This is a genomic window from Rhodococcus sp. A14 (genome assembly GCF_011603105.1).
Classification (GTDB): Bacteria; Actinomycetota; Actinomycetes; order Mycobacteriales; family Mycobacteriaceae; genus Rhodococcus_F; species Rhodococcus_F opacus.
Map to the genome: position 1 here is coordinate 17,465 of NZ_JAAOQS010000054.1, position 23,950 is coordinate 41,414.

Genomic DNA, 23,950 nt, shown 5'->3' on the forward strand with positions numbered 1-23,950 from the left:
ATTCGAGGCGCTGGATCAGACCCGCTCGAACACCGCGGCCAGTCCCTGGCCGCCGCCGATGCACATGGTCTCGAGCCCGTAGCGGGATTCGCGACGGTCCATCTCCCGCAGGAGGGTGGCGAGAATGCGGCCGCCGGTGGCGCCGACGGGGTGTCCGAGGGAGATGCCGGATCCGTTGGGGTTGAGGCGTTCGTCGGTAGGGTCGAGGTCCCAGCTGCGGAGGACGGCGAGGGTCTGTGCGGCGAAGGCCTCGTTCAGTTCGATGACCCCCATGTCGGACAGCGACAGTCCGAGCTGACCGAGGGCCTTCTCCGTGGCGGGCACCGGGCCGATGCCCATGGTGCGCGGCGGGACGCCGGCCACGGCCCAGGACGCCATGCGAGCGAGGGGCTTCAGTCCGAGTTCCTTCGCCTTCTCGGCGGTCGTCACGATGCACACGGCGGCACCGTCGTTCTGCCCGCTGGCGTTGCCTGCGGTGACGGTGGAGGCGGAGTCGATCTTGGAGCGGATGGCGCGGAGCTTCGACAGCGACTCCACCGTGGTGTCGGCGCGGGGGTGCTCGTCCTTGTCGACGACGAGCGGGTCCGACTTGCGTTGCGGCACCGTCACTCCGACGATTTCCTCGGCGAAGCGTCCCGATTCCTGTGCGGCGACGGCACGCTGGTGCGACTGCACGGCGAGCGCGTCCTGGTCCTCACGGCTGATGTCGAACTCGGCGCGCAGGTTCTCGGCAGTCTCGATCATGCCGCCGGGCACGGGGAAGTTCGCACCGCCGGCGGTGACGCGGGCGCGGGCGAGCCGGTCCGCGAGTTGCACCCCTTCGCCCTTGACGCCCCAGCGGATGTTCGGGTTGGTGTAGAACTCGGCCTGGCTCATGGATTCGGCGCCACCGGCGAGGACGAGGTCGTTGCCGCCGGACGCCACCTGGAGCACTGCGGTGATGACGGCTTGCAGACCGGATCCGCAGCGGCGATCCACCTGCATGCCGGGGACGTCGATGCCGAGTCCGGCGTCGAGGGCCGCGATCCGGCCGATGGCCGGGGCTTCCCCGCCCGGGGACGCCTGGCCCAGGATGACGTCGTCGATCTGGCTGCCCTCGATGCCGGTGCGTTCGACGAGCGCCGTGATGACGGTGGCCGCGAGGCTCTGAGGGGTGATGTCCTTGAACATTCCGCCGAAGCGCCCGACCGGCGTTCGCAGGGGCTCGCAGATGACGACGTCACGCATGGAAAGACCTTTCATGAAGTTTCCTCGGGCACTGCGTCAGCGATTGACGGTGGCGAGGTCCTGTTCGATGTCGGTTGCGGTGACCCGCAGCGACGGGATGAGATCGGAATGCAGATCCTCGAGGCTGTATCGCGCGGCCGGAGTGGAGATGTTCACCGCGGCGACGGTCAGCCCGGAGGCGTTGCGGATCGGGGCGGCCATCGACCGCAGGCCTGCCTCGAGTTCCTGGTCGAGAACGCAGATACCGTCCGCGCGGACCGCGAGAATCGCAGCCTTCAGGTCGTCGCGGGCCGTGATCGTGCGTTCGGTGAGCCGCTGGATGTCGAGCTTCTCGAGGTAGGCGTCGAGTTCGTCGTCGGGCAGTCCCGCCAGCAGGACCCGGCCCATCGAGGTGGCGTACGCGGGGAGCCGGGTACCGATGGTGATGCCCACCGTCATGATCCGGCTGACGGGCACCCGGGCGACGTAGACGATGTCGGCACCGTCGAGGATCGACACCGACGACGACTCGTGGACCTTGTGGCTCAGCCTCTCGAGGTGCGGCTGCGCGACCTCCGGCAGCGACAGGCTCGACAGGTAGCTGTATCCGAGTTCGAGCACCCGCGGGGTGAGCCAGAACGCGGAACCGTCCGTGGCCACGTAGCCGAGCTCGACGAGGGTGAGCAGAAATCGGCGTGCGGTGGCACGGGTCAGGTCGGTGGCGCGGGCGACGTCACTGAGCGTGCGCCGCTGATTCCGGTTGTCGAAGCAGCGGATCACGGCGAGGCCCCGGGCCAGCGACTGCACGTAGTCGGGGGACGGGAGGATCTTCTCCGTCGGTTCGGTAGCGGTCATGTCTGCGAATTCTCCTCCGTGGCCCCGGTGTCGGTGGAGGACAGGTCGGCGAGGGCCTGTTTGCCGAGCGCGAACCCGAGATTGCTGTTGGGCACTCCGGCGTAGACGGCGGTGTGCAGGAGCACCTCGCCGATGGTGTCGGCGTCGACACCCGCGCGGAGGGCGGCGCGGATGTGCATGTCGAGTTCGTGCTCGTTTCCGACCGCGGTGAGGACGGCGATCGTGAGCAGCCGCCGCAACTCGTGGTCCAGCCCGGGGCGCGACCAGATGTCGCCCCACGCGGTGCGGGTGATGAAGTCCTGGAACGGTGCCGTGAAGTCGGTGGTTCCCGCCACGGAGCGATCCACGTGCGCGTCGCCGAGAACCGAGCGGCGCACCGTCATTCCCTGTGCGTGCGCGGCGCGACGTCCGCGCGCGTACCCGCCGCCGGCGATGTGTTCGCGCAGCAGCGCCGTGACGGCGCCTGCCTGCTCGAGGTTCGCGACGTGGGCGGCGGGGGAGAGTACCTCGAACCGGGCACCGGTGATGCCGTCCGCGAGGATCTGCATGACCGACGGCGGGGTGGACGGATCCTCCTCACCCGCGATCACCAGCGTCGGCGCGCTGATGCGGGACAGGTCGGCGGTGAAATCCCAGTCCGCGAGGGCGTCGCAGCACGCGGCGTATCCCTCGGGGGACGTCGACGCGATCATCTCGCGGTAGTGCCGGACGAATTCCGGATCACGCTTGGCGAGCCCCTCGCTGAACCACCGGGCGACAACGGCGTCCGCGAGCGACTCCGGACCGTCGGTGCGCGATGCCGCTGCCCGCTCGGTCCAAGCCTGCGGTTCACCGAATTTCGCGGCGGTGCACAGCAGCGACAGCGACAGCACCCGGCGCGGAGTGTGCGCGCCGAGCCACTGGGCGATCGCACCGCCCATGGACAGTCCGACGAAGTGGGCGGCGTCCACGCCGAGCGAGTCGAGCAGGGCGAGAACGTCCTCGGACAGGTCGCGGACGGAGTACGGGCCGTCCGGTGCCGGCGACTCGCCGTGGCCGCGTTGATCGACGGCGACCACCCGGCATTCGTCGGACAGCGCCGCGATTTGCGGGTCCCACATGGACCGGTTGGAACCGAGCGATCCGAGCAGGACCACGACGGGGGCGTCCGCCGCGCCGTTTCGGGGTCCGGAGATTTCGTGTGCGAGTGCGACTGTCATCGCGTTCCTTCCCGGCCGCGGGCCACTGTCTCCAGTGCGCGGTCGACGATGTCGTGGGCGTGGCCGAGGTATCCGGCGGGGTCGAGCAGGGCGCGGATCTCGTCCGCCTGCAGGTATTCGAGGAGCCCCGGATCCTCGTCGAGAGGGCTTCCGGTCTCGCACGCGGCGGTCACGAGGTCGCGCGCGTTGTCGGTGCGGGCGGACAGGGCGCCGGTGACTCGTTCCGCGAGGAGCAGGCCGCCGGTGATGTCGAGGTTGCGGGCCATCGCATCGGGGTGGACGTTCAGTCCGCCGAGCGAGTCGGCGATGCGCGCGACGGCTCCGCCGGTGAGGCGCAGCAGGTCCGTGAGCGTTTCCCACTCGGCGTGCCAGGCACCCGCGGCGCGCTGCTGCTCGTGATCCATCGAGCCGAGGATCGTCGCGACGAGTCCCGGGGTGCGGCGAGCCGCGGCACGGGCCGCGATCGCGGCGACCGGATTGCGCTTGTGCGGCATGGCCGACGAACCGCCGGGTGACCCTTCGCTGACCTCACCGACCTCGGTGGACGACAGGAACACGATGTCGGTGGCGATCTTGGACACCGCGCCCGCGGCCGTTCCGAGCGCCGACGCGAGCAGTGCGATGCGGGTGCGATCGGTGTGCCAGGGCACGTCCTGACGTGCCAGCCCGAGTTCGTCGGCGAGCACGTCGGCGACGTCGAGGCCGTGCGGGTAGAGCGCAGCGGACGTGCCGGCCGCACCTCCCAGTTGCACGGGGAGGCCGTCCAGTGCGTCGAACAGCGCGCGAGAAGCCCTGTGCAACGCCGTCATCCACCCGGCGGCGAGCACGCCGAACGTGGTGGGGAGGGCCTGCTGGCCGAGTGTGCGGCCGGCGGTCGGGGTGTCGCGCTGGGCCCGTGCGAGCGCCTCGGCGCACAGCACCGCCTCGTCGAGGGACGCCAGGATGTGCGCCCCCGACCGGCGGCACAGCAGCATCAGGGCGGTGTCGAGAATGTCCTGACTCGTGGCGCCCTTGTGCACATGGCTTCCGGGCGCTCCGAGATCGGCGGCAGCGACCTCGCCGCGGAGCAGTTTCACCAGCGGGATCACGGGATTACCCCCCGCTGCGGCCGCCTCGCCGAGGGCGCCCACATCCACGGATCCCTCGGCGACGACGCGCGCGAACACCGACGAAATGGCGTCGGCGGACGCGGCGGGGATGACGTCGCATTTCGCTTCCGCCCGGGCCAGTGCGGCCTCGACCTCGACCATCGCGGTGACCCACGCCCGGTCCGAGAGCAGTGCCGACAACTCGCCGGCACCGAACGTCGGATCGAACAGGGCACCCCGGGAAGGCTCCGGAGAGTTCACGCGCGACACCTTTCTGGGTTGTGAACGGTTACAGGGCGAAGAACGGGGTTTCCCGTCCTTCTGTGTTCTGCACGTGGATCGTCAGGTGGTATCCGCGATCCGTCTTCTCCGCGATCAGCTTGGGGCGATCTGCTTCCGGGACGGCGGAGAGCACGGGGTCCGATGCGTGCGCGTCCGTGTCCTCGGGGAAGTAGAGCCGCGTGTACAGCCGCTCGAGCATGCCGCGGGCGAACAGTCCGACGTTGATGTGCGGAGCCTCGACGGCGCCGTCCTCGGCGGGAAGTGCGCCCGGCTTGACCGTGTGCACCACGATAGTGCCGCTCTCGTCGGCGAACACGCGTGCCAGGCTGCGGAATCCGGCGGGGGTCGCCTCGGCGGCACCGCGGGGATCGGTCGGGCTGTTGAACCGGCCGGCCGCATCCGCCTGCCAGGTTTCGATCATCGCGTCGCCGATGGGCTGTCCGGCGCCGTCGATGACGTTGAAGGACACGTCGATTCGTCCCGGCGCATCCTCGGGGACGGCCTCGCCGCTGTTCTCCCACGTGGGGAACAGGCCGATGTGGACGTACGGGCCGACGGTCTGGGACGGGGTGACGCCGAACGGCACCTCGTCCTGGCTCTTGGCGAAGACCGGGTAGCGGGGGGCGTCGGGGTTCTGGGTGTCGATCATCAGTGGCCCTCCGGGTCCTCGAACGGGGTGGCGTCCTGACCGCGCAGGACGATGTCGAACTTGAATCCGACGGCCCAGTTGTCGCGGGTGTGGTCGTAGTCGAACGTGCTGATCATCCGCTCGCGGGCGGCTTCGGGTACGGAGTTGTAGATCGGGTCCTGGAAGAAGAACGGATCGTCCGGGAAGTACATCTGCGTGACCAGCCGCTGGGTGAACGCCTGACCGAACAGGGAGAAGTGGATGTGCGCGGGCCGCCACGCGTTGTGGTGGTTGCCCCACGGGTAGGCGCCGGGCTTGATGGTCGTGAACTCGTAGTGGCCGTGCTTGTCGGTCAGGCAGCGGGCGACACCGTTGAAGTGGGGGTCGAGCGGGGCCGGCCAGGAGTCCATCTTGTGGCGGTAGCGGCCTCCGGCGTTGGCCTGCCACACCTCGATGAGGGTGTCGGGGATGGGTTTGCCCGCACTGTCGAGGACGCGGCCGTGGACGATGATGCGCTGTCCCTGGGCCTCGCCGCCGTTGGCGTGGGTCATGTCGTTCTCGCCCTTGGCGATGTCGGCGTCGCCGAAGACCGGACCGGTGATCTCGCCGAGTCGCTGCGGGACCAGGATCAGGTCGTTCTTGGGGCTGCGCAGCCGAGTCGTCTTGTACTCGGGGAACAGCAGCGGGGCATTCGCTTCGTGCCCGGCGTGGTGGTGGGCTGGCAGATGCAGCATGGAAAAAGATCCTCACGTTCTCGATGTGAACAGTCGGCCGCTATTCGCACATAGTAGTCGCGTTCTGTGATGGGGCCAACAGGCAGGGCGTAATTTGTTCGCAATGTGGATGGGTGTTCACTACTCGAACATTTTGCGGTAGCCTGGGTCACATGGTCAACAAAGTCTTCGCAACGGCGGCCGAGGCCGTTGCCGATGTCCCCGACGGAGCGTCCCTCGCGGTGGGCGGCTTCGGCCTCGTCGGTATCCCCTCGGTCCTCATCGACGCCCTCCTCGCACAAGGTGCCACCGACCTCGAGACGGTCAGCAACAACTGCGGCACCGACGGTTTCGGTCTGGGTCTGCTCCTCGAGCAGCACCGGATCCGGCGCACGATCAGCTCGTACGTCGGCGCCAACAAGGAATTCGCGCGGCAGTACCTCAGCGGGGAGCTCGAGGTCGAGCTCACTCCGCAGGGCACGCTGGCCGAGCGCATGCGCGCCGGGGGAGCGGGCATCCCCGCCTTCTACACCCCCGCCGGTGTCGGGACGCAGGTCGCCGACGGCGGTCTGCCGATCCGCTACGACGGCCAGGGCGGCATCGCGGTGGCGAGCAAGCCCAAGGAGACCCGCGAGTTCGACGGGGAGGCCTTCGTCCTCGAACGCGCCATCCGAACCGACTTCGCGCTGGTCCACGCGTGGAAGGGTGACCGCCTCGGCAACCTCGTGTACCGGGAGACGGCCCGAAACTTCAACCCGGACGCCGCCGGCGCCGGTCGCATCACCATCGCGCAGGTCGAGTACCTCGTCGAGCCCGGCGAGATCGACCCCGCCGAGGTGCACACCCCCGGCATCTTCGTCCAGCGTGTGGTCGAGGTCGGCAAGCAGGAAACGGGAATCGAGAACAGGACGGTGCGGGCATGAGCTGGACGCGTGACGAGATGGCGGCCCGGGTCGCGGCCGAGCTAGAGGATGGGCAGTATGTGAACCTCGGCATCGGAATGCCCACCCTGATCCCCGGTCACATCCCGGCCGGCAAGGACGTCATCCTGCACTCGGAGAACGGCATCCTCGGCGTCGGGCCGTACCCGACCGACGACGAGGTCGATCCCGAACTGATCAACGCGGGCAAGGAGACCATCACCGTGGTCCCCGGCGGCGCGTTCTTCTCCTCCTCCGACTCCTTCTCGATGATCCGCGGCGGCAGCGTGGACGTGGCCGTTCTCGGCGCCATGCAGGTCAGCAGCCACGGCGACCTGTCCAACTGGATGGTCCCGGGCGCCATGGTCAAGGGCATGGGCGGCGCGATGGACCTCGTCCACGGCGCGGGCAAGGTCATCGTGATGATGGATCACGTCACCAAGAAGGGTGAGCACAAGATCCTCGAGGAATGCACGCTGCCGTACACCGGCAAGCGCTGCGTGCAGAAGATCGTCACCGATCTCGCCGTCATCGACGTCACCCCCGATGGCCTGCGGCTCGTCGAGACCGCTCCCGGCCACAGCGTCGAGGACGTCCAGGCGGCCACCGGCGCGAAGCTCCTCGTCGACGCCACCGTCTAGAAGGGCCCGCTCAGGCCCCGGTCTTCACGCGCTGGGCTCCGGCATAGACGCTCATCGACTCCCCGCGGAGGAAGCCGACGAGCGTCCTGCCGGATTCCAGTGCCAGGTCGACGGCCAGCGAAACCGGTCTGCGTGTCGTTCCGTGCTCGGTGCTGCGGACGACCGGGCGTGTGCGCGGTGACGCGCCCCATCACCTGCCGCCGGATTCGGGCGGACTGCATGTGGACGAGGGGCGGGTCATGAGTCCACAGCGGCCCCGAACCGGGCACGACGGCCAGTCGTTCCGGCGCGCCGCCGCGGTGTGCCCGTACCCTCTGGGCATGGGTGTGAGCGTGCGTGCTGCGACCGGATCCGACATCCCCGAACTGTCGCGCGTCCTGGCCGACGCGTTCTTCGACGACCCCGTGATGGTGTGGATGTGGCCGGATCCCGACCGCCGGCGGCGCGGCCTGCCGAGACTGTTCGCGGTGGAGATCCGCCATCACCATCTCGCCGGGGGCGGAGCCGAATTGGCCGAGGACGACGACGGCGTGGTTCGTGGGGCCGCCATGTGGGATCCGCCCGGTGGCTGGAAGCAGTCCACGTTGTCGTCGCTCCGCAGCCTGCCGGGGCTGGTCCGCGCGTTCGGCTCCCGGCTGGGCGTCGGGGCCGCGGTGAGCGGAACCGTCGAGGACGCACACCCGGTCGATCCCGTGCACTGGTATCTGGCGACGATCGGAACGTCGAGCGCGGGACGGGGCGGCGGCTACGGGAAGGCGCTGTTGCGGTCGCGGCTGGACCGTTGTGACGCCGAGGGGCTCCCGGCGTATCTGGAGTCCAGCAAGGAAGACAACATCTCCTACTACCAGCGATTCGGCTTCGACGTCACCGGCGAGATCCGGATCCCGGACGGCGGGCCCACGGTGTGGGCGATGTGGCGGGAACCAGTCCGCGACCCCTTAGGCTAAGCTCGGCAAGCCTTACCTAAGTGGATCGTAGTACTTGGTAGACGAGAGGGTCGCCGCATGAACATGGGTCAACAGAGGATCGGCCTGAGCCGACGCGGATTCCTCGTGGGCACCGGGGGAGCGCTGCTCGCGTTCGCCGCGGCCTGCAGCAGCTCGGACGGCGACGGCTCCGGCAGCGAGCCGTCGGGCCCCGTCATCGCCCACAAGTACGGCGAAACCCAGGTGCCGACCGACCCGCAGCGCATCGTCAGTGTGGGCTACAACGACCAGGACGCGATCCTCGCGCTCGGCGGCACGCTGGCCGGCACGTTCGACTGGTACGGCGACTACCCCTACGGCGTGTGGCCGTGGGCGCAGGACCTCCTCGGTGACGCGCAGCCCGAGATCGTGGGCACGGCGTCCACCAACATCGACTTCGAGAAGGTCGCGGCCGTCGCCCCGGACCTGGTGGTCGGCACCTACTCCGGCCTCACCCAGGCCCAGTACGACAAGCTGAGCGCCATCGCGCCGACGGTGGCGCAGCCCGCAGACTTCGCCGACTACGGTGTTCCGTGGCAGGACCAGACGAGGATCCTCGGCGACGCGCTCGGCAAGAAGGACAAGGCGGCCGAGCTCGTATCCTCCGTCGAGACGCAATTCGACGACGTCCGGGCCGCCAACCCGGCGTTCGCGGGAAAGACCGTCCTCGTCGGCGCGCTCAAGGGTCCGGGGCAGTTCGGTGTGTACGGCCCGGAGGACCCGAAGGTCCGCTTCTTCACCGAACTCGGCTTCGTGAATCCCCCTGTGACGGAGCAGATCACCGGCAACTTCGCCGAGATCAGCACGGAGCAGCTGTCGCTCGCGAACGTCGACCTCCTCGTCTGGTACGCGGGCGTCGGCTACGGCGACAAGCTGCGCGCGGAACTCGACAAGACGCCGATCTATCAGGAACTCGACGTGGTGAAGGCCGGACGCACGATCACGCTCGAGGACGCCGCCGCCGAGGCGATGGCGTGGAGCACCGTATTGAGCCTGCCGTACGCATTGAACGAGATCCCGCCGCGGGTCGCGCCCCTGCTCGCCTGAGACGCGGATGTCCGACGGTGTGGGCCCGGTTCGTGATACCAACGACTCGTGACCGCGATTCCTGAACTCCACGCCGGAACTCCTTTCGACGACCTCGACGACTACCTCGCGCTCGGCCGCATCGGAAGCCTCGCGCTGTCCGCGGACGGGCGAAGGCTCGTCGTGGCGCAGTCGACGCTCGGCGAGAAGGCGACGAAGTACGTCACCGCCCTGTGGGAGATCGATCCCACCGGCGAGTTCGCGGCGCGCCGGCTCACCCGTGGCCGCAGCGGGGAGTCCAACCCGACGTTCACCAGCGACGGCGATCTCCTCTTCACGTCCTCCCGTCCGACGCAGGACGAGGACGACCTTCCCGACGACCTGTGGCGACTGCCCGCGCGGGGCGGCGAGGCGGTGGTCGTCGCGCGCCGAGGCGGCGGCATCACCGGGGTGCGCGCCGCACGGTGCGCGCCGCGTTTCGTCGTGACCACCGGGGTTCTGGGGAGATCCGGCGAGTCCGCCGACGACGAGCGGGTGCGCACCGAGCGCAAGGAGAAGAAGGTCTCGGCGATCCTGCACACGGGCTACCCGATCCGCTATTGGGACCACGATCTCGGTCCCGACGTGCCCCACCTCCTGTCCGCCCCACTGGACGCGCTCGCGGAGAACGGGCAGGAGCCGGAGCTGACCGACCTCACCCCGATGCCGGGTCCGGCACTGCGGGAGGCCAACTACGCGCTGAGCGACGACGGCGCGTTCGTCGTGACGTCGTGGACGGTTCCCGGTCCGCTCGCGTCGATCCGGAACATCCTGGTGCGCGTCGACACCGAGACGGGGGCGCGCACGGTCCTCGTCGACGACGCCGACGCCGATCTGTCGGACCCGGTGATCTCCCCGGACGGACGGCACGTCGTATTCACGCGGGAATCGCATGCGACCCCCGACTCCGCGCCCCGATTCACGCTGCACCGCTACAGCTTCGACAGTGGCACCGTCACCGAGGTGGCGCCCGGGTGGGATCGGTGGGCCACGTCCGTGGTCTGGCTGTCCGACGGTTCTGGGCTCCTCGTCACCGCCGACGACCGTGGGCGCGCACCGATCTTCCTGCTCCGTGACGGCGCGGACCCCACGCGGGTGACGACCGACGACTGCGCGTACACCGACCTGCAGGTGGCCCCCGACGGGTCGACGGTGTTCGCGCTGAGGGCGTCGTACGCGGCGCCGCCGCACCCGGTGCGCATCGACATCACCACCGGTGCCGTGTCACTGCTGAAGGCGCCCGCCGACCTCCCCGAGCTGCCGGGCGCGCTCACGGAGGTCGAGACGGTCGCCGCCGACGGCGCGGCGCTGCGCGCCTGGCTCGCGGTGCCGACCGGCGCCTCCGCCCACGCGCCGGTGCCTCTCGCGCTGTGGGTGCACGGCGGCCCCCTGGGTTCGTGGAACACCTGGTCGTGGCGATGGAACCCGTGGCTCCTGGTCGCGCGGGGATACGCCGTGCTGCTGCCGGATCCGGCGTTGTCCACCGGCTACGGGCAGGAGTTCGTCGAGCGGGGCTGGGGTAAGTGGGGCAAGGCCCCGTTCACCGATCTCATGGCGATCACCGACGCCGCGGTGGCACTGCCGGAGATCGACGAGAAGCGCACCGCGGCGATGGGCGGATCGTTCGGCGGTTACATGGCCAACTGGATCGCCGGACACACCGACCGGTTCAAGGCGATCGTCACCCACGCCAGCCTCTGGGCGCTGGACCAGTTCGGCCCCACCACCGACGCCGCCTGGTACTGGCAGCGGGAGATGACGCCCGAGATGGCGGTGGAGAATTCGCCTCACCTGTACGTCGCGGACATCGTCACTCCGATGCTGGTCATTCACGGCGACAAGGACTTTCGCGTACCGATCGGCGAGGGGTTGCGGCTGTGGTTCGAGCTGCTGTCCGAGTCGGGGTTGCCCGCGGACGACGACGGTCGCACCGAACACCGCTTCCTCTACTTCCCGGACGAGAACCACTGGATCCTCACCCCGCAGAACGCGAAGGTCTGGTACCAGGTGGTGCTGTCGTTCCTCTCCGAGCACGTGCGGGGCGAGGACGTCGCGCTGCCCGAGATCCTGGGCCGGTAGCCGGCGGGCCGGGGCCGCGCCCAGGCGGATTCACGTCCGCTTCTCGCGGCCCCGATCGAATTCCTTGCCACCCCACACGCCGGTCTGACCGGTGGCCCTGGCGAACAGCTCACAGCGCATCCGCAGTGGGCAGTGATGACAGACGTCGCGGGCGTACGCGAAATCCTCCGTCGGGAACGGGAACCACCGGTCCGGCTCGGGGTCGGCGCGGCACGCGGCGTCAACCCAGCCCGTGGGGTCGTCGGAGGCAGGCAGCAGGGTGGACAGGGTCGTGTCCAGGACGTCGGTCATCGGGAAATCTCCCCTTCCCGGGAGAAGGTCGGTCGGGTGGCGGCGGGTGCGGGGATCTCGCGGCTAGACCGCCGCGAGATCCCTCCAGATCTGCCGCTGCGCCTTTTCGATGTGCCGGGGCGCCTTCGGCTCCCAGAGGAGCGGCATTCCCGCCTCCTCCGGTGTGCGGTCGGCCTTCCTCTGGTTGCAGGGGATGCAGCAGGCCACGAGGTTGGCCCACGTGTTCGGGCCGCCGCGGCTCCTCGGCAGCACGTGGTCGATGGTCGTCGCGACCGGCTCGGCGCAGTAGCCGCACCGATTGCGGTCGCGCCGGAACACGCCCGCGAACGTCGCGCGGCTGCTGTCGGTCACCAGCACGGAATGCGGGACGTGGACGTAGCGCAGCAGACGAATGGTCCGCGGCAGGCTGATCTCGACGTGCTGCGAGCGAATCGGGAACGGCGGCTCCCGATCCGCGACCGTCTCGGCCGCACCGACACTGATCAGCACGACGGCGCGCTCCGCGGGGATCCCGCAGAGGGCCTCGTACGTGACATTGAGGACCAGCACATCCGCGCGCGACCAACTGCGGGCGTCGAGGGTGCTGCCGGGCGGGTTACGGGAGAAGTGCCTCACGGGAGATCTCGGTTCTGTCGTCGGTTCGCGGCGGTGGGGGCACGCCGGGCAACGGAAGTCGAGTCAGGCGTGCCGGGTGGAGCGGTAAGTCTTCGGGGCGGGCATGATCCCGCATTCGCCTTGCCGGCCGGCGGGGAAGGAGGAGGCGGCGCCCGTGCGTGACGGCTGCAACCGGGGTGCGTGGGCTGCGGGCAGTGCGCGCATCGCTACGTCCTTCCTGAACTCGACGTGTGAACCGAACAGAACACGTCGAGCATGACACAGCGCGCCGCCCGCGTCCTGGCATTTTCCGCGTCGTCGGACCCGTGAGCCGGGGCGTGTCGAATCGGACAGGACGCGCGACACGTCCGATGGATGCGGTGAAGTAGCGGTTCTCTCGCTACGGTGTTCGATACGTACCCCGAATGAAGGAGACATCGTGGCACTTCCCCAGCTCACTGACGAACAGCGGGCAGCAGCTCTCGAGAAGGCCGCCGCCGCTCGTAAGGCACGCGCAGAGCTCAAGGACAAGCTCAAGTCCGGTGACATCACCCTCAAGCAGGTCCTTTCCAAGGCAGATGTCGACGACATCATCGGAAAGACCAAGGTCAGCGCCATTCTGGAAGCCCTGCCGAAGATCGGCAAGGTGAAGGCCCAGGAGATCATGGCCAACCTGGAGATCGCTCCGACCCGCCGCCTCCGTGGCCTCGGCGACCGTCAGCGCGACGCCCTGCTGGCGCACTTCAGCTGACACGTTCCCCGGGTGCCCGCCCCATCGCCTTCAGGCGACGGGCGGGCGCCCGGACGCGTCTTTCCTGCCCCCACCCCCGCTAGTGCAACCAGAAGGTTGCGCAAGTAGCCGCCGATATGCAACCGTAAGGTAGCACATTGTCGAGAGGTGAGGATGATCATGAGCGTTCCGGACGCATCCCAGGACAGGATCGAGCGCGAGATCCAGATCGACGCCCCCATCGAGCGGGTGTTCCGGCTGGTGAGTGAACCCGGCTGGTTCATCGGCGACGGCGAACCCGGCAAGACGACCACCACACGCGAAGGCGACGTCTTCGTCGTGGACTTTCCCCCGTACGGGCGCTTCCCGATACTTCCCGTCAAGTCCGACGCACCGCACTACGTCTCGTTCCGTGGGGGAGACGATCCCGCGCAGCCGCTCGTGGAGGGCACGTCCACCCTGGTCGAGTTCTTCCTGTCGGAGCGGGGCGGCGGCACGCTCCTCCGCGTCGTCGAGACCGGATTCGCCGCCCTGTACCCGAATGCCGAGCGCCGCGCGGCCGCCTACGACGGCAATATCGAGGGCTGGGAAATGCAACTCGCGTTCGCCAAGCGTCACGCCGAACGCGGCGAATAGAGCATCTGTCGTGTCGACCTCGCTGACCGCAGTCGGGGGTTGCGGTCAGCGAGGTCGGTGCGCCGCCGTTTCCGGAGGCACGCTCGGATAGTCGTCGGGTCAGTGCACTTCGTTACGCGCCTCGTCCGCTCGGATGCCGGCGCGACGAAATCGGGGAGTACGGACTCGGGTCGATGTCCGGTCGCCGTTCGTCCACGAGATCCGCGAGGATGCGGGCCGAGCCGACCGCCATGGTCCAGCCGACGTGACCGTGACCGGTGTTGAAGTACAGGTTGTCGTGACGCCCCAGCCCGATCATCGGCGGGCCGTCGGGCGTCATCGGGCGAAGGCCCGTCCGGTATCTGGCCGTGTCCCAGTCCACCGCGCCGGGGAACAGTTCGTTCCCGGCGTCCACGATGCCCGCGTAGTCGGCGGGCGAGTGACTGCGGTCGTACCCGACGAATTCCGCGGTGGCCGACATTCTCAGCTCGTCACCGAACCGCGACCAGGCGACGAGTGTCTTCTCGTCGATGCCGCCGACCACCGGCGCGCGTTCGGGGTCCTTGACGGTCGCGGTCAGCGTGTATCCCTTGGCCGGGTAGACGGGCAGTCGCAGACCGACACTCCTCGCGACGAGAGCACTCGCGGCCCCGGCGGCGAGGACGAAGGCATCCGCGCGGATGTGGCCCCGATCGGTGTCGGCCGACGTGATGGCCGCACCGTCGGACTCGAGGGCCACGACGGACGTGCCCAGGTGGAACCGGACCCCCAGCCGACCGCATTCCTCGGCGAGCCCCACCGAGAATCGGTGCGGGTCGCCGGTGCCGTCGGTGCGGTCGTGGATCGCACCGGCGAACGTGGCCGTCCCGTGCCGGAGGGCGGGCTCCGCGGCCGCGATCTCCTCGGGTCCCAGCACGTCCTGCAGCTGTCCGTGGTCGCGGAGCAGCTGCGAGTTCACCTGCGCTTGCTCGAGTTCCGCTTCCTCCCGGTACAGGTACAGCACGCCGTTCCGTGTCTGGCAGTACTCCAGGTTCTCGCGGGCGGTGAGTTCGTCCATCAGCTGCTGGCTGTACCGGGCCAGGCGGAGCTTCGCGAGAGTGTTCGACCGCGCCCGGGAGGCCGTGCACTCGCGGAGGAATCGCACACCCCACCGGGCGAGTTCGGCGTCCGCCCGGGGACGGACGCGGATCGAGGTCGACGCGCCGAGCAACGATCGGACCAGCATGGTGGGAGCCGTCGGCGACGCCCACGCGTAGGAGTGACCGGGGGCGATCAGTCCGGCGGTGCTCGCGCTGGTGTCGGACGCGACCTCGCTGCGCCGGTCGTACACATGAACCTCGTGTCCGCGTTCGGCGAGAGCGTGGGCGGTCGCGACTCCCACGACCCCTGCTCCGAGTACTGCCACCTTCATTCCGCTTCCTTTCCTTCGGTCGATCCCCGGCCCGTGACGGCGACGGCCTGTATCTCCACGAGCAGCTGCGGGTCCAGCAGGGCCGCGACCACGGTGGCCCTGGCCGGGCGGTGGTCGGCGGCGAACCAGCGCCTCCATTCCTCGTTGAAACGCGGGGCGTCGTCGGCGTTCGCGAGATACACCGTGGCCGAGGCGATGTCGTGCATGGTGGCGCCTGCCGCGGCGAGGACCCTGTCGAGTCGTGTGAGGGAGTGACGGGTCTGCTCCACCACGTCGGTGCCGACGACGTTGCCGGTGTCGTCGAACGAGACCTGGCCGGAGACGAACACGAGGTCGCCGACCCTGCGCGCCGACGGGTACGGGCTGGTGCCGGTGGTCACCCCGGGCACGTCCACGATGTCACCCATGGTCGGGCTCACCCGCTGTGGTGTCGCCGCGGTCGCCGCGCAGCACTTCCTTGACGTAGAAGCGCCAGCCGAGAAATCCGACCCAGAGGGTGACGGTGACGACGGCGGTGGGTACCCCGTAATAGAGGAGGGTGGGAATCATGCGAATTCTCCTTCGGTGACGCGGACAGCAGGCTGCTGTCGGCGCGGATAGCGGGACGAGGTGGCCATGGCGACCGTGACGAAGACGAGCAGGTTGGCGACGACGCCGGGCACCAGCCCGTCCAGTCCGAACGGAGCGTCGAGGCCCCACTGCCACACCGCGGTGACGATCGCGCCCGCCGTGATCGCCGACAGTGCCGCCGGAGCGGACCGCACGCCGAACAGCACGGCGCCGAACAACGGGACGATGACCGTCGGAGCCCACAGGGTGTAGCTGTAGAGAAGGGCGTCGACGATGGACGGGACGCTGAGGGCGAAGATGGTCGCTCCGGCACCGACGACGACGCTGGTGGCCCGCTCGACGGTGAGCCGCCTCGACGGTGGCAGCGCGGTGGGGCTGAGCGGCTGGTAGATGTCCTTGGTCAGGACGACGGCGGTGGAATTGAGGTAGGAACTGGCCGTCGACATCACGACCGCCATCAGCGCCGCCACCACCAATCCGAGAACGCCGACCGGCATCAGGTTCATCACCACGGTCGGAAGCGCCTGATCGCTTTCGATGTCCGGGTACAGGACGAGTGCGATCAACCCGAGAGACGCCGAGGTGAAGAAGAAGAAGAACGAGAAGAACCCGGCCAGTGCGTAGCCCTTACGGGCGTGCCGCGAGTCGGGGGTGGAGAACGTCCGCTGCGCGTACGGCGGGACCAGCGTCTCGCCGAGCAGTAGTGCCGCGAAGAGCGTGAGGAACTGTGCGGGGGAGTAGTCGCCCATGAACGAAAGATGCTCGGCGGGAACGTTGTCCAGGAGAGCCGACGGTCCGCCGACGGCGTCGAGCCCGATGAGGAGCGCCACCGGCAGGAGCACTCCGAGGAAGACGAACTGCAGCAGGTCGGTCTGGATCACCGCCCACGCCCCACCGAACGAGGAGTAGAGAATGACCACTCCCATCCCGATGATCACCGCGGGCACGGTGGGCACGTCGAGGGTGGCGTTGACGACGGTGCCGATGGCCAGGGCCTGGGCGCCGAGGATGCCGGCGCACAGGACGACGGACAGTACGCCGGTGACCAGTCTCGCAGGCCGGCCGTAGTGGGTCTCCATGATGTCGCCGAGGGTGTGGGCGCCGATGTAGTTCTTGAGTCTGGGCGCGACGAAGTAGCCGACGAGCACCGTCTGAACGCCGAACGCGCAGAAGGCGAACATGTACACGTATCCGTCACGCATGGCGGCGCCGGCGACGCCGAGCGATGCTCCGCCGCCGAGGAAGGCTGCGGCCAGGCTGCCGAAGAAGACCGGCCAGATGATCCGGTTGCCTGCCACGGCGAAATCGTCCGGCGACTTGACGCGTCGCATGGTTTGGACGCCGATCAGGACGAGTAGCAGGAAGTAGGCACCGAGAAGTATCCAGTCGAGGATTGCCATGTGAACTCCTAGTTGGGATGAACCCATCGTAGGAACGTCATGTGACCGTAGTCACTAGGCGAGTTGCCCTTGATCTACACTGAGATCGATACCCAATTGTGCGATGTGCACAACTCCCACAAGCGTTCGGAAGGGCAGTCGATGCTGAGTGAGGCTCTGGCGCAACAGATCGCGAACGAGATCACCGACGTCATCGGGTTCAACGTGCTCATCACGGATGCGGCCGGAACGGTGGTCGGCAGCGGGGACGAACGTCGCATCGGCCAGTTCCACGAGGCATCGATCGAGGTGATCCGTGCACGGCGCATGATCGCGCACTCGGCAGCGGACGTCCGCGACCTCGTCGGCAGTCTGCCCGGCGTCACCATTCCGCTCGTCATCGACGGTGACGTGGTGGGCACCATCGGGCTGTCCGGTTCACCCGAGCAGGTCGAACAGTTCGGGCTGGTGGTCAAGCGGCAGACCGAAATCCTGATGCAGGAGGCCTCGCGGATCGGTACCCGGCTGACCTACGAGCGGGCAGCGGAAGAATTGCTCCGCGACATCTGTGACTGGCATCGCTCCACGTTCACCGAGGCCCAGATCTCCCGGCGGGCAACGGGTCTGGGATACGACCTGCGCCGTCCCCGGGTCATGGTGCTGATCAGCTACGACAGTCACACCGACGACGCCGCCGTGGAGGGACGGCCCGTGTCCCTCGAGGTCCTGCGCGCCGTGCAGGACACCTTCGACTCCGCGACCGATCTGGTCGCACCGCTCGCCCGACAGGTCATCGCGGTCACCACCGTGGTGACCGCACCGATCCCGGCTGCGGATTCGGCTTTGACGGACCGGTGCCGGAAGTATGTGTCCCAGATCCGGGAACGAGGATGGGACACCCGCGTGGGGATCGGCTCGATCGCGCACGGGGTCGAGCACCTCAATCTGTCGTCCCAGGACGCGTACGACGCGCTCCGGCTCGGCGCGGTTCTCGACCCACGCGGCCAGGTCTACGACATCGACCGGTTCCGCCTCCATCAGGCCGTCTCGGTGATACCTGCGGAGACCCGTGACAGGCTGTCACGGGCCGTGCTCGGCGCGTTGGCCACCGACAACGACTGGCCGCAGTTGCAGGAGACGCTGATCGCCTGGGGGGAGTGCGGGTTCAACTCCAGCCGGGCGGCGAAGCGGCTGCACGTCCACCGCAATACCCTCGCCAACCGGCTCGACAAGATCGCCCGGCTCCTCGGTCGCCCGCTGGACGAACCGGGTCTGGGCATGACGCTCTACCTCGCCTGTGTGGTGGCGCGGCGGGCCGGCTGAGCCTTCAGCCGGCGTGTGGGTGAACACCACCGGCGCGCCGATCGCCGTGTCGCCGCCGATCGGCGGCATTCTCGATGCATACTCGACACTCTCGAGTGGTTGCTGCACTGGATGCGGCAGACGAACCGGAGGAATCCCTTGAACGACCACCACGTGCAGCTCTTCTCCGAGCTGCACACCACCGCAGGATCCCAGGCAGGCGGCGAGGACGCAGGCGAGGCGCTGCGCCCCGTCGACCCGGAGCATCGCACCGCCACCGAGGTGCACCGCGCGCTGTTCAGCGACCAGTAGCGAGGCGGACGGTAGCCCCGTCGTCGGTCGTCCGTGCGTTCATTAGACTCGACGGGTGACCAGTGCAGCTCCAGAAAATCCCCAGAACCGTGCCGATGCCCTCCCGAAGAGCTGGGACCCCAGTTCCGTCGAGGACGATCTGTATCAGGGCTGGGTAGACGCCGGTTACTTCCGCGCGGACCCTCACAGCGACAAGCCGGGCTACTCCATCGTCCTGCCGCCGCCCAATGTGACCGGCAGCCTGCACATGGGTCACGCGCTCGACCACACGTTGATGGACGCGCTGAGCCGCCGCAAGCGGATGCAGGGCTACGAGGTGCTGTGGCTGCCCGGCATGGACCACGCGGGCATCGCGACGCAGACCGTGGTCGAGAAGCAGCTCGCCGTCGACGGCAAGACGAAGGAAGACTTCGGCCGCGAGCTGTTCATCGACAAGGTGTGGGACTGGAAGCGCGAGTCCGGTGGCACCATCGGCGGCCAGATGCGCCGCATCGGTGACAGCGTCGACTGGAGCCGCGACCGGTTCACCATGGACGACGGGCTGTCCCGCGCCGTCCAGACCATCTTCAAGCGCATGTACGACGACGGCCTGATCTACCGGGCCGAGCGTCTCGTCAACTGGTCGCCAGTGCTGCAGACGGCGATCTCCGACATCGAGGTGAAGTTCGAGGACGTCGAGGGCGAGCTGGTCTCGCTGCGGTACGGCTCCCTGAGCGACGACGAGCCGCACGTCGTGGTCGCGACCACCCGTGTCGAGACGATGCTCGGCGACACCGCCGTGGCCGTCCACCCCGACGACGAGCGCTACAAGCACCTGATCGGAACGACGCTCGAGCACCCCTTCACCGGGCGCGACATCCCGATCATCGCGGACGAGTACGTCGATCCCGAGTTCGGCACCGGCGCCGTCAAGATCACGCCTGCGCACGACCCCAACGACTTCGAGATGGGCCTGCGGCACAACCTGCCCATGCCGACCATCATGGACAAGACCGGCAAGATCGCCGACACGGGAACGCAATTCGACGGTCTCGACCGCTTCGAGGCACGGGTCAAGGTGCGTGAGGCGCTCGCCGAGCAGGGTCGCGTGGTCGCGGAGAAGCGGCCCTACCTGCACAGTGTCGGACATTCCGAGCGCACCGGTGAGTCCATCGAGCCGCGCCTGTCGTTGCAGTGGTGGGTGAAGGTCGAGTCCCTCGCGAAGGCCGCCGGCGACGCGGTGCGCAACGGTGACACGGTCATTCACCCGGCCAGTCAGGAACCGCGATGGTTCGCCTGGGTCGACGACATGCACGACTGGTGCATCTCGCGTCAGCTGTGGTGGGGTCACCGGATCCCGATCTGGTACGGCCCCGACGGCGAGGTCGCATGCTTCGGACCGGACGAGACCGCGCCCGAGGGCTGGGTGCAGGATCCCGACGTCCTCGACACCTGGTTCTCCTCCGGGTTGTGGCCGTTCTCGACCATGGGCTGGCCCGAGAAGACGCCCGAGCTCGAGAAGTTCTATCCCACAAGTGTTCTCGTCACCGGTTACGACATCCTGTTCTTCTGGGTGGCGCGGATGATGATGTTCGGCACGTATGTGTCGGAGGACGACGCCATCACTGGGCGGGGCGAGCGAAGCGACGGGGTGTTCAGCGAAGGCAAGTCCGGACCGCAGATGCCGTTCCAGGACGTGTTCCTGCACGGCCTCGTCCGCGACCAGTTCGGCAAGAAGATGTCGAAGTCGCGGGGCAACGGCATCGACCCGCTCGACTGGGTCGACCGCTTCGGCGCCGATGCGCTCCGCTTCACGCTGGCCCGCGGCGCCAACCCCGGCAGCGACCTGTCCGTCGGCGAGGACCACGCGCAATCGTCGCGGAACTTCGCGACCAAACTGTTCAACGCGACCAAGTTCGCCCTCATGAACGGGGCCGCGCCGGCACCACTGCCCGGACGCGGCGAACTGACCGACGCCGACCGGTGGATCCTCGACCGCCTCGAGCAGGTGCGCGGGGAGGTCGACGCCGCATTCGACCGGTACGAGTTCAGCAAGGCGTGCGAGGCACTGTTCCACTTCGCGTGGGACGAGGTCTGCGACTGGTACCTCGAGCTGGCCAAGGTGCAGTTCGCCGAGAACGACACGGTCGCGGCGAACACGCGGGCCGTGCTCGGCAACGTCCTCGACGCCCTGTTGCGCCTGCTCCACCCGGTGATCCCGTTCGTCACGGAGACCCTGTGGAAGGCGCTCACCGAGAACGAATCCGTCGTCGTGGCGGAGTGGCCGCAGTCGAGCGAGACCGCCGCGGATGCGGTTGCGGCGCAGCGTGTCGAGGACATGCAGCGACTGGTGACCGAGGTGCGCCGATTCCGCAGCGACCAGGGGCTCAAGCCCTCGCAGCGGGTGCCCGCGCGGATCAGCGGCATCGCCGAGGCCGATCTGGACACGCAGCTCGCCGCGGTCACGTCGCTGGCGCGTCTGACGGACCCGGAGGACGGTTTCGCGGTGTCCGCGTCGGTGGAGGTGCGCTTGAGCAAGGCGACCGTCACCGTCGATCTCGACACGTCGGGCAACGTCGACCTGGGCGCCGAGAAGGCGCGGCTGGAGAAAGATCTCGCGGCCGCGCAGAAGGAACTCGCCGGAACCACCGCGAAGCTGTCCAACGAGGCGTTCCTGGCCAAGGCCCCCGACGCCGTCAAGGAGAAGATCCGTACGCGTCAGCAGATCGCGACGGAAGAAATCGAACGCATCACCAAGCGATTGAAGGAGCTGGAAGGCGCGTGACCTCGCCCGACTTCACGCCGGAGGAAGTCAGTCCTGTCGACCTCGCGGAGCTGACACTGGTCGAGGCGGAACTCGACAAGCGGTGGCCCGAGACGAAGATCGAGCCGTCCCTCACCCGGATCGCGGCCCTGATGGACGTGCTCGGTTCGCCGCAGCACGGCTATCCCGCCATCCACGTCACCGGCACCAACGGTAAGACGTCGGTGACGCGGATGATCGACGCGCTGCTCACGGCGCTGCACCGGCGCACCGGCCGCACCACCAGCCCGCACCTGCAGCTCGCCACCGAGCGCATCAGCATCGACGGGCGCCCGGTGTCGCCCCGCCGGTACGTCGACACGTACCGGGAGATCGAACCGTACGTGCAGATGATCGACCAGCAGTCGCAGGCGGCCGGCGGCCCGGCGATGAGCAAGTTCGAGGTGCTCACCGCGATGGCGTACGCCGCGTTCGCGGAGGCACCCGTCGACGTCGCCGTCGTCGAGGTGGGTCTCGGCGGGCGTTGGGACGCAACCAATGTCATCGACGGCGAGATCGCGGTGATCACCCCGATCAGCCTCGATCACGCCGAGTATCTCGGCGATGACCTGGCCGGGATCGCCGAGGAGAAGGCCGGCATCATCAAGAAGGGCCGCGAGGACGCGCTCGTGCCCCGCGACGCCGTCGCGATCCTCGCCGAGCAGACGCCGGAAGTGATGGAGGTGCTGCTCCGCCGGGCCGTCGAGGTGGATGCCGCGGTCGCGCGGGAGGGCTCCGAGTTCACGGTGCTGGCCCGGCAGATCGCGGTCGGCGGCCAGCAGCTCGAACTCCAGGGCCTCGGCGGGGTCTACACCGACATCTTCCTGCCCCTGCACGGGGAGCACCAGGCGCGTAACGCGTCGCTCGCGCTCGCGGCCGTGGAGGCGTTCTTCGGTGCGGGCCCGGAACGGCAGCTCGACCAGGAGGCCATCCGGGAGGCGTTCGCCTCGGTCGTCAATCCGGGCAGGCTCGAACGTGTGCGCAGCGCCCCGACCGTCTTCCTCGACGCCGCGCACAACCCGGACGGGGCTCGTGCGCTCGCCGCCGCCCTGACCGCCGAGTTCGACTTCCGCAAGCTGGTCGGCGTCGTCAGCGTGATGGGGGACAAGGACGTCGACGGCATCCTGTCGGCGCTGGAACCGGTGTTCGACGAGCTCGTCGTGACGAACAACGGTTCGGCGCGGGCCATGGACGTCGACGATCTCGCCAATCTCGCGGTCGCCAAGTTCGGCGACGAACGCGTCGTCGTGGCGCCCACACTCGCGGACGCGCTGGAAACGGCCATCGGACTGGCCGAGGAGGTCGCCGAGCCGGGTGAAGCAGTATCGGGGGCGGGCGTCGTGGTCACCGGATCCGTGGTGACCGCCGGTGCGGCCCGCACCCTCTTCGGAAAGGACCCAGCGTGAGCGAGCCAGACTCGAGTGCTTCGGAACCGGAGTTCGGGCCGCCGACCAAGGACCCGTGGAAGGGATTCCGCGGTGTGGTCGCGGGATCTCTGATTCTGGAAGCGATCGTGGTGCTTCTCGCCCTGCCGGTCGTCGCGACGGTCGGCGGCGGACTGACCTGGTGGTCCGGAACGTACCTCGTGGGGCTGGCGGTGCTCATGATCCTCGGGGCGGGCCTGCAGGGCCGCCCCTGGGCGATGAAGTACAACCTGTTGTTGCAGGTGGGGCTCCTGCTCGGGTTCTTCGTCCACGTGTCGATCGGCTCGGTCGGAGTGGTCTTCGCCATCCTGTGGGGATACCTTCTCTACTTCCGCCGGAATGTCCGCCAGCGAATGGAGCGGGGCCTGCTGCCGGGGCAGCGGGGCTGACCATTTAGGCTGTGCGCCGTGACTGAGCGCACCCTTGTACTGATCAAGCCCGATGCCGTTGCCCGCGGATATGTAGGAGAAATCCTCGGTCGTATCGAGCGGAAAGGTCTGACGATCTCCGCGCTCGACCTGCGCACCGCTCCCGGCGACATCGCAGCCGCCCACTACGCCGAGCACGAAGGCCGCCCGTTCTACCCGGGCCTGCTGGAATTCATCACGGGCGGCCCGCTCGTCGCGGCAGTGCTCGAAGGTCCGCGGGCGATCGCGGCGTTCCGTCAGCTCGCCGGCGGCACCGACCCCGTCGAGAAGGCCGTTCCGGGCACGATTCGCGGTGACTTCGGGCTCGAAGCCCAGGAGAACCTGGTGCACGGCTCCGACTCGGTCGAGTCCGCCGAGCGCGAGATCGCCCTCTGGTTCCCGCACCTCGCCGCCAACTGATCTACCTCTCCACCCACCCCTCGACCCACCGGCCTGCCCTCCGGGCCGGCGGCGCCCTCGCGTGCGGAACAT

The 23,950-nt window shown here is 68.6% G+C and carries 26 protein-coding genes and 1 pseudogene; 13 read left to right on the forward strand and 14 right to left on the reverse strand.

Features of this window, described 5'->3' with window-relative positions; translation table 11 throughout:
• Nucleotides 1–15: 15 nt before the first annotated feature.
• Genes G9373_RS25315 through pcaH form a run of 6 tightly spaced genes read right to left on the reverse strand, consistent with a single transcriptional unit; the run spans nt 16 to nt 5,992 of the window.
• Nucleotides 16–1,227 carry an acetyl-CoA C-acetyltransferase gene (locus G9373_RS25315; protein ID WP_054247720.1) on the reverse strand — a complete coding sequence of 404 codons (1,212 nt, stop codon included), beginning with the start codon at nt 1,225–1,227 and terminating at the stop codon, nt 16–18.
• A gap of 36 nt (nt 1,228–1,263) precedes the next feature.
• A complete protein-coding gene (locus G9373_RS25320) occupies nt 1,264–2,061 on the reverse strand; it encodes an IclR family transcriptional regulator (RefSeq protein WP_005261320.1) in 798 nt (265 codons plus the stop codon).
• On the reverse strand, nt 2,058–3,260 hold the full coding sequence (gene pcaD, locus G9373_RS25325) for a 3-oxoadipate enol-lactonase (protein ID WP_005261319.1): 1,203 nt from the start codon (nt 3,258–3,260) through the stop codon (nt 2,058–2,060). The genes G9373_RS25320 and pcaD overlap by 4 nt, the downstream gene beginning before the upstream one ends.
• Nucleotides 3,257–4,609 carry a 3-carboxy-cis,cis-muconate cycloisomerase gene (pcaB, locus tag G9373_RS25330; RefSeq protein WP_054247719.1) on the reverse strand — a complete coding sequence of 451 codons (1,353 nt, stop codon included), beginning with the start codon at nt 4,607–4,609 and terminating at the stop codon, nt 3,257–3,259. The genes pcaD and pcaB overlap by 4 nt, the downstream gene beginning before the upstream one ends.
• 28 nt (nt 4,610–4,637) lie before the next feature.
• Nucleotides 4,638–5,279 carry a protocatechuate 3,4-dioxygenase subunit alpha gene (gene pcaG, locus G9373_RS25335; protein WP_005261317.1) on the reverse strand — a complete coding sequence of 214 codons (642 nt, stop codon included), beginning with the start codon at nt 5,277–5,279 and terminating at the stop codon, nt 4,638–4,640.
• Entirely contained in the window at nt 5,279–5,992 is a 714-nt protein-coding gene (pcaH, locus tag G9373_RS25340) for a protocatechuate 3,4-dioxygenase subunit beta (protein ID WP_005570064.1), read from the reverse strand. The genes pcaG and pcaH overlap by 1 nt, the downstream gene beginning before the upstream one ends.
• A gap of 152 nt (nt 5,993–6,144) precedes the next feature.
• On the opposite strand from pcaH, the gene G9373_RS25345 reads away from it, so the two are divergent.
• Both G9373_RS25345 and G9373_RS25350 read left to right on the forward strand, forming a co-directional pair.
• The gene (locus G9373_RS25345) at nt 6,145–6,894 is read left to right on the forward strand and encodes a CoA transferase subunit A (RefSeq protein WP_005248111.1); all 750 of its coding nucleotides are present in this window, start codon (nt 6,145–6,147) and stop codon (nt 6,892–6,894) included.
• Nucleotides 6,891–7,532, forward strand: coding sequence for a 3-oxoacid CoA-transferase subunit B (locus G9373_RS25350; protein ID WP_005570063.1), 642 nt, complete (start codon nt 6,891–6,893; stop codon nt 7,530–7,532). The genes G9373_RS25345 and G9373_RS25350 overlap by 4 nt, the downstream gene beginning before the upstream one ends.
• 10 nt (nt 7,533–7,542) lie before the next feature.
• On the opposite strand, the pseudogene G9373_RS25355 reads toward G9373_RS25350, so the two are convergent.
• A pseudogene (locus tag G9373_RS25355) lies at nt 7,543–7,659 on the reverse strand (formate dehydrogenase accessory sulfurtransferase FdhD); the annotation flags it as partial.
• 193 nt (nt 7,660–7,852) lie between these two features.
• Here G9373_RS25355 and G9373_RS25360 point away from each other — a divergent pair.
• Genes G9373_RS25360 through G9373_RS25370 form a run of 3 tightly spaced genes read left to right on the forward strand, consistent with a single transcriptional unit; the run spans nt 7,853 to nt 11,641 of the window.
• Complete coding sequence (locus tag G9373_RS25360) at nt 7,853–8,479, forward strand: GNAT family N-acetyltransferase (protein WP_043791586.1); 627 nt, start codon at nt 7,853–7,855, stop codon at nt 8,477–8,479.
• A gap of 57 nt (nt 8,480–8,536) precedes the next feature.
• Entirely contained in the window at nt 8,537–9,544 is a 1,008-nt protein-coding gene (locus tag G9373_RS25365) for an iron-siderophore ABC transporter substrate-binding protein (protein ID WP_167117313.1), read from the forward strand.
• 48 nt (nt 9,545–9,592) lie between these two features.
• Complete coding sequence (locus tag G9373_RS25370; RefSeq protein ID WP_167117316.1) at nt 9,593–11,641, forward strand: prolyl oligopeptidase family serine peptidase; 2,049 nt, start codon at nt 9,593–9,595, stop codon at nt 11,639–11,641.
• 30 nt (nt 11,642–11,671) lie between these two features.
• Here G9373_RS25370 and G9373_RS25375 read toward each other — a convergent pair whose 3' ends face one another.
• From G9373_RS25375 to G9373_RS25385, 3 genes are all read right to left on the reverse strand, one after another.
• Complete coding sequence (locus tag G9373_RS25375; protein WP_005567603.1) at nt 11,672–11,932, reverse strand: WhiB family transcriptional regulator; 261 nt, start codon at nt 11,930–11,932, stop codon at nt 11,672–11,674.
• A gap of 63 nt (nt 11,933–11,995) precedes the next feature.
• Complete coding sequence (locus G9373_RS25380) at nt 11,996–12,547, reverse strand: HNH endonuclease (protein ID WP_005567601.1); 552 nt, start codon at nt 12,545–12,547, stop codon at nt 11,996–11,998.
• Between the two features lie 63 nt (nt 12,548–12,610).
• The gene (locus G9373_RS25385; protein ID WP_155756001.1) at nt 12,611–12,751 is read right to left on the reverse strand and encodes a hypothetical protein; all 141 of its coding nucleotides are present in this window, start codon (nt 12,749–12,751) and stop codon (nt 12,611–12,613) included.
• A 214-nt stretch (nt 12,752–12,965) separates the two neighbouring features.
• Here G9373_RS25385 and mihF point away from each other — a divergent pair, with 214 nt between their 5' ends.
• The gene (gene mihF, locus G9373_RS25390; protein WP_005248100.1) at nt 12,966–13,277 is read left to right on the forward strand and encodes an integration host factor, actinobacterial type; all 312 of its coding nucleotides are present in this window, start codon (nt 12,966–12,968) and stop codon (nt 13,275–13,277) included.
• Nucleotides 13,278–13,430: 153 nt separating this feature from the next.
• Entirely contained in the window at nt 13,431–13,892 is a 462-nt protein-coding gene (locus G9373_RS25395; protein ID WP_167117320.1) for an SRPBCC family protein, read from the forward strand.
• A gap of 112 nt (nt 13,893–14,004) precedes the next feature.
• On the opposite strand, the gene G9373_RS25400 is transcribed toward G9373_RS25395, so the two are convergent.
• Genes G9373_RS25400 through G9373_RS25415 form a run of 4 tightly spaced genes read right to left on the reverse strand, consistent with a single transcriptional unit; the run spans nt 14,005 to nt 17,252 of the window.
• A complete protein-coding gene (locus G9373_RS25400) occupies nt 14,005–15,282 on the reverse strand; it encodes a D-amino acid dehydrogenase (RefSeq protein WP_167117323.1) in 1,278 nt (425 codons plus the stop codon).
• Nucleotides 15,279–15,689 carry a RidA family protein gene (locus tag G9373_RS25405; RefSeq protein ID WP_167117326.1) on the reverse strand — a complete coding sequence of 137 codons (411 nt, stop codon included), beginning with the start codon at nt 15,687–15,689 and terminating at the stop codon, nt 15,279–15,281. The genes G9373_RS25400 and G9373_RS25405 overlap by 4 nt, the downstream gene beginning before the upstream one ends.
• Nucleotides 15,682–15,831: a hypothetical protein gene (locus G9373_RS25410; protein ID WP_005567593.1), complete on the reverse strand. Its 150-nt coding sequence runs from the start codon at nt 15,829–15,831 to the stop codon at nt 15,682–15,684. The genes G9373_RS25405 and G9373_RS25410 overlap by 8 nt, the downstream gene beginning before the upstream one ends.
• The gene (locus G9373_RS25415; RefSeq protein WP_167117329.1) at nt 15,828–17,252 is read right to left on the reverse strand and encodes a sodium:solute symporter family protein; all 1,425 of its coding nucleotides are present in this window, start codon (nt 17,250–17,252) and stop codon (nt 15,828–15,830) included. Before G9373_RS25415 ends, G9373_RS25410 begins: the two co-directional genes overlap by 4 nt.
• A 141-nt stretch (nt 17,253–17,393) precedes the next feature.
• Between G9373_RS25415 and G9373_RS25420 the strand changes: the two genes are divergently transcribed.
• The 6 genes from G9373_RS25420 (at nt 17,394) to ndk (ending at nt 23,878) form a co-directional block, all read left to right on the forward strand.
• Nucleotides 17,394–18,554 (forward strand): sugar diacid recognition domain-containing protein, encoded by a 1,161-nt coding sequence (locus G9373_RS25420; protein WP_206032608.1) that lies wholly within the window; start codon nt 17,394–17,396, stop codon nt 18,552–18,554.
• A 138-nt stretch (nt 18,555–18,692) separates the two neighbouring features.
• Nucleotides 18,693–18,845: a hypothetical protein gene (locus G9373_RS46670; protein ID WP_231137662.1), complete on the forward strand. Its 153-nt coding sequence runs from the start codon at nt 18,693–18,695 to the stop codon at nt 18,843–18,845.
• 55 nt (nt 18,846–18,900) lie between these two features.
• On the forward strand, nt 18,901–21,609 hold the full coding sequence (locus G9373_RS25430) for a valine--tRNA ligase (RefSeq protein ID WP_120660651.1): 2,709 nt from the start codon (nt 18,901–18,903) through the stop codon (nt 21,607–21,609).
• The gene (locus G9373_RS25435) at nt 21,606–23,033 is read left to right on the forward strand and encodes a folylpolyglutamate synthase/dihydrofolate synthase family protein (protein ID WP_005261300.1); all 1,428 of its coding nucleotides are present in this window, start codon (nt 21,606–21,608) and stop codon (nt 23,031–23,033) included. The genes G9373_RS25430 and G9373_RS25435 overlap by 4 nt, the downstream gene beginning before the upstream one ends.
• On the forward strand, nt 23,030–23,440 hold the full coding sequence (locus G9373_RS25440) for a DUF4233 domain-containing protein (RefSeq protein WP_005248087.1): 411 nt from the start codon (nt 23,030–23,032) through the stop codon (nt 23,438–23,440). The genes G9373_RS25435 and G9373_RS25440 overlap by 4 nt, the downstream gene beginning before the upstream one ends.
• An 18-nt stretch (nt 23,441–23,458) precedes the next feature.
• Nucleotides 23,459–23,878, forward strand: coding sequence for a nucleoside-diphosphate kinase (gene ndk / locus G9373_RS25445; RefSeq protein WP_005248085.1), 420 nt, complete (start codon nt 23,459–23,461; stop codon nt 23,876–23,878).
• Nucleotides 23,879–23,950: the final 72 nt, after the last annotated feature.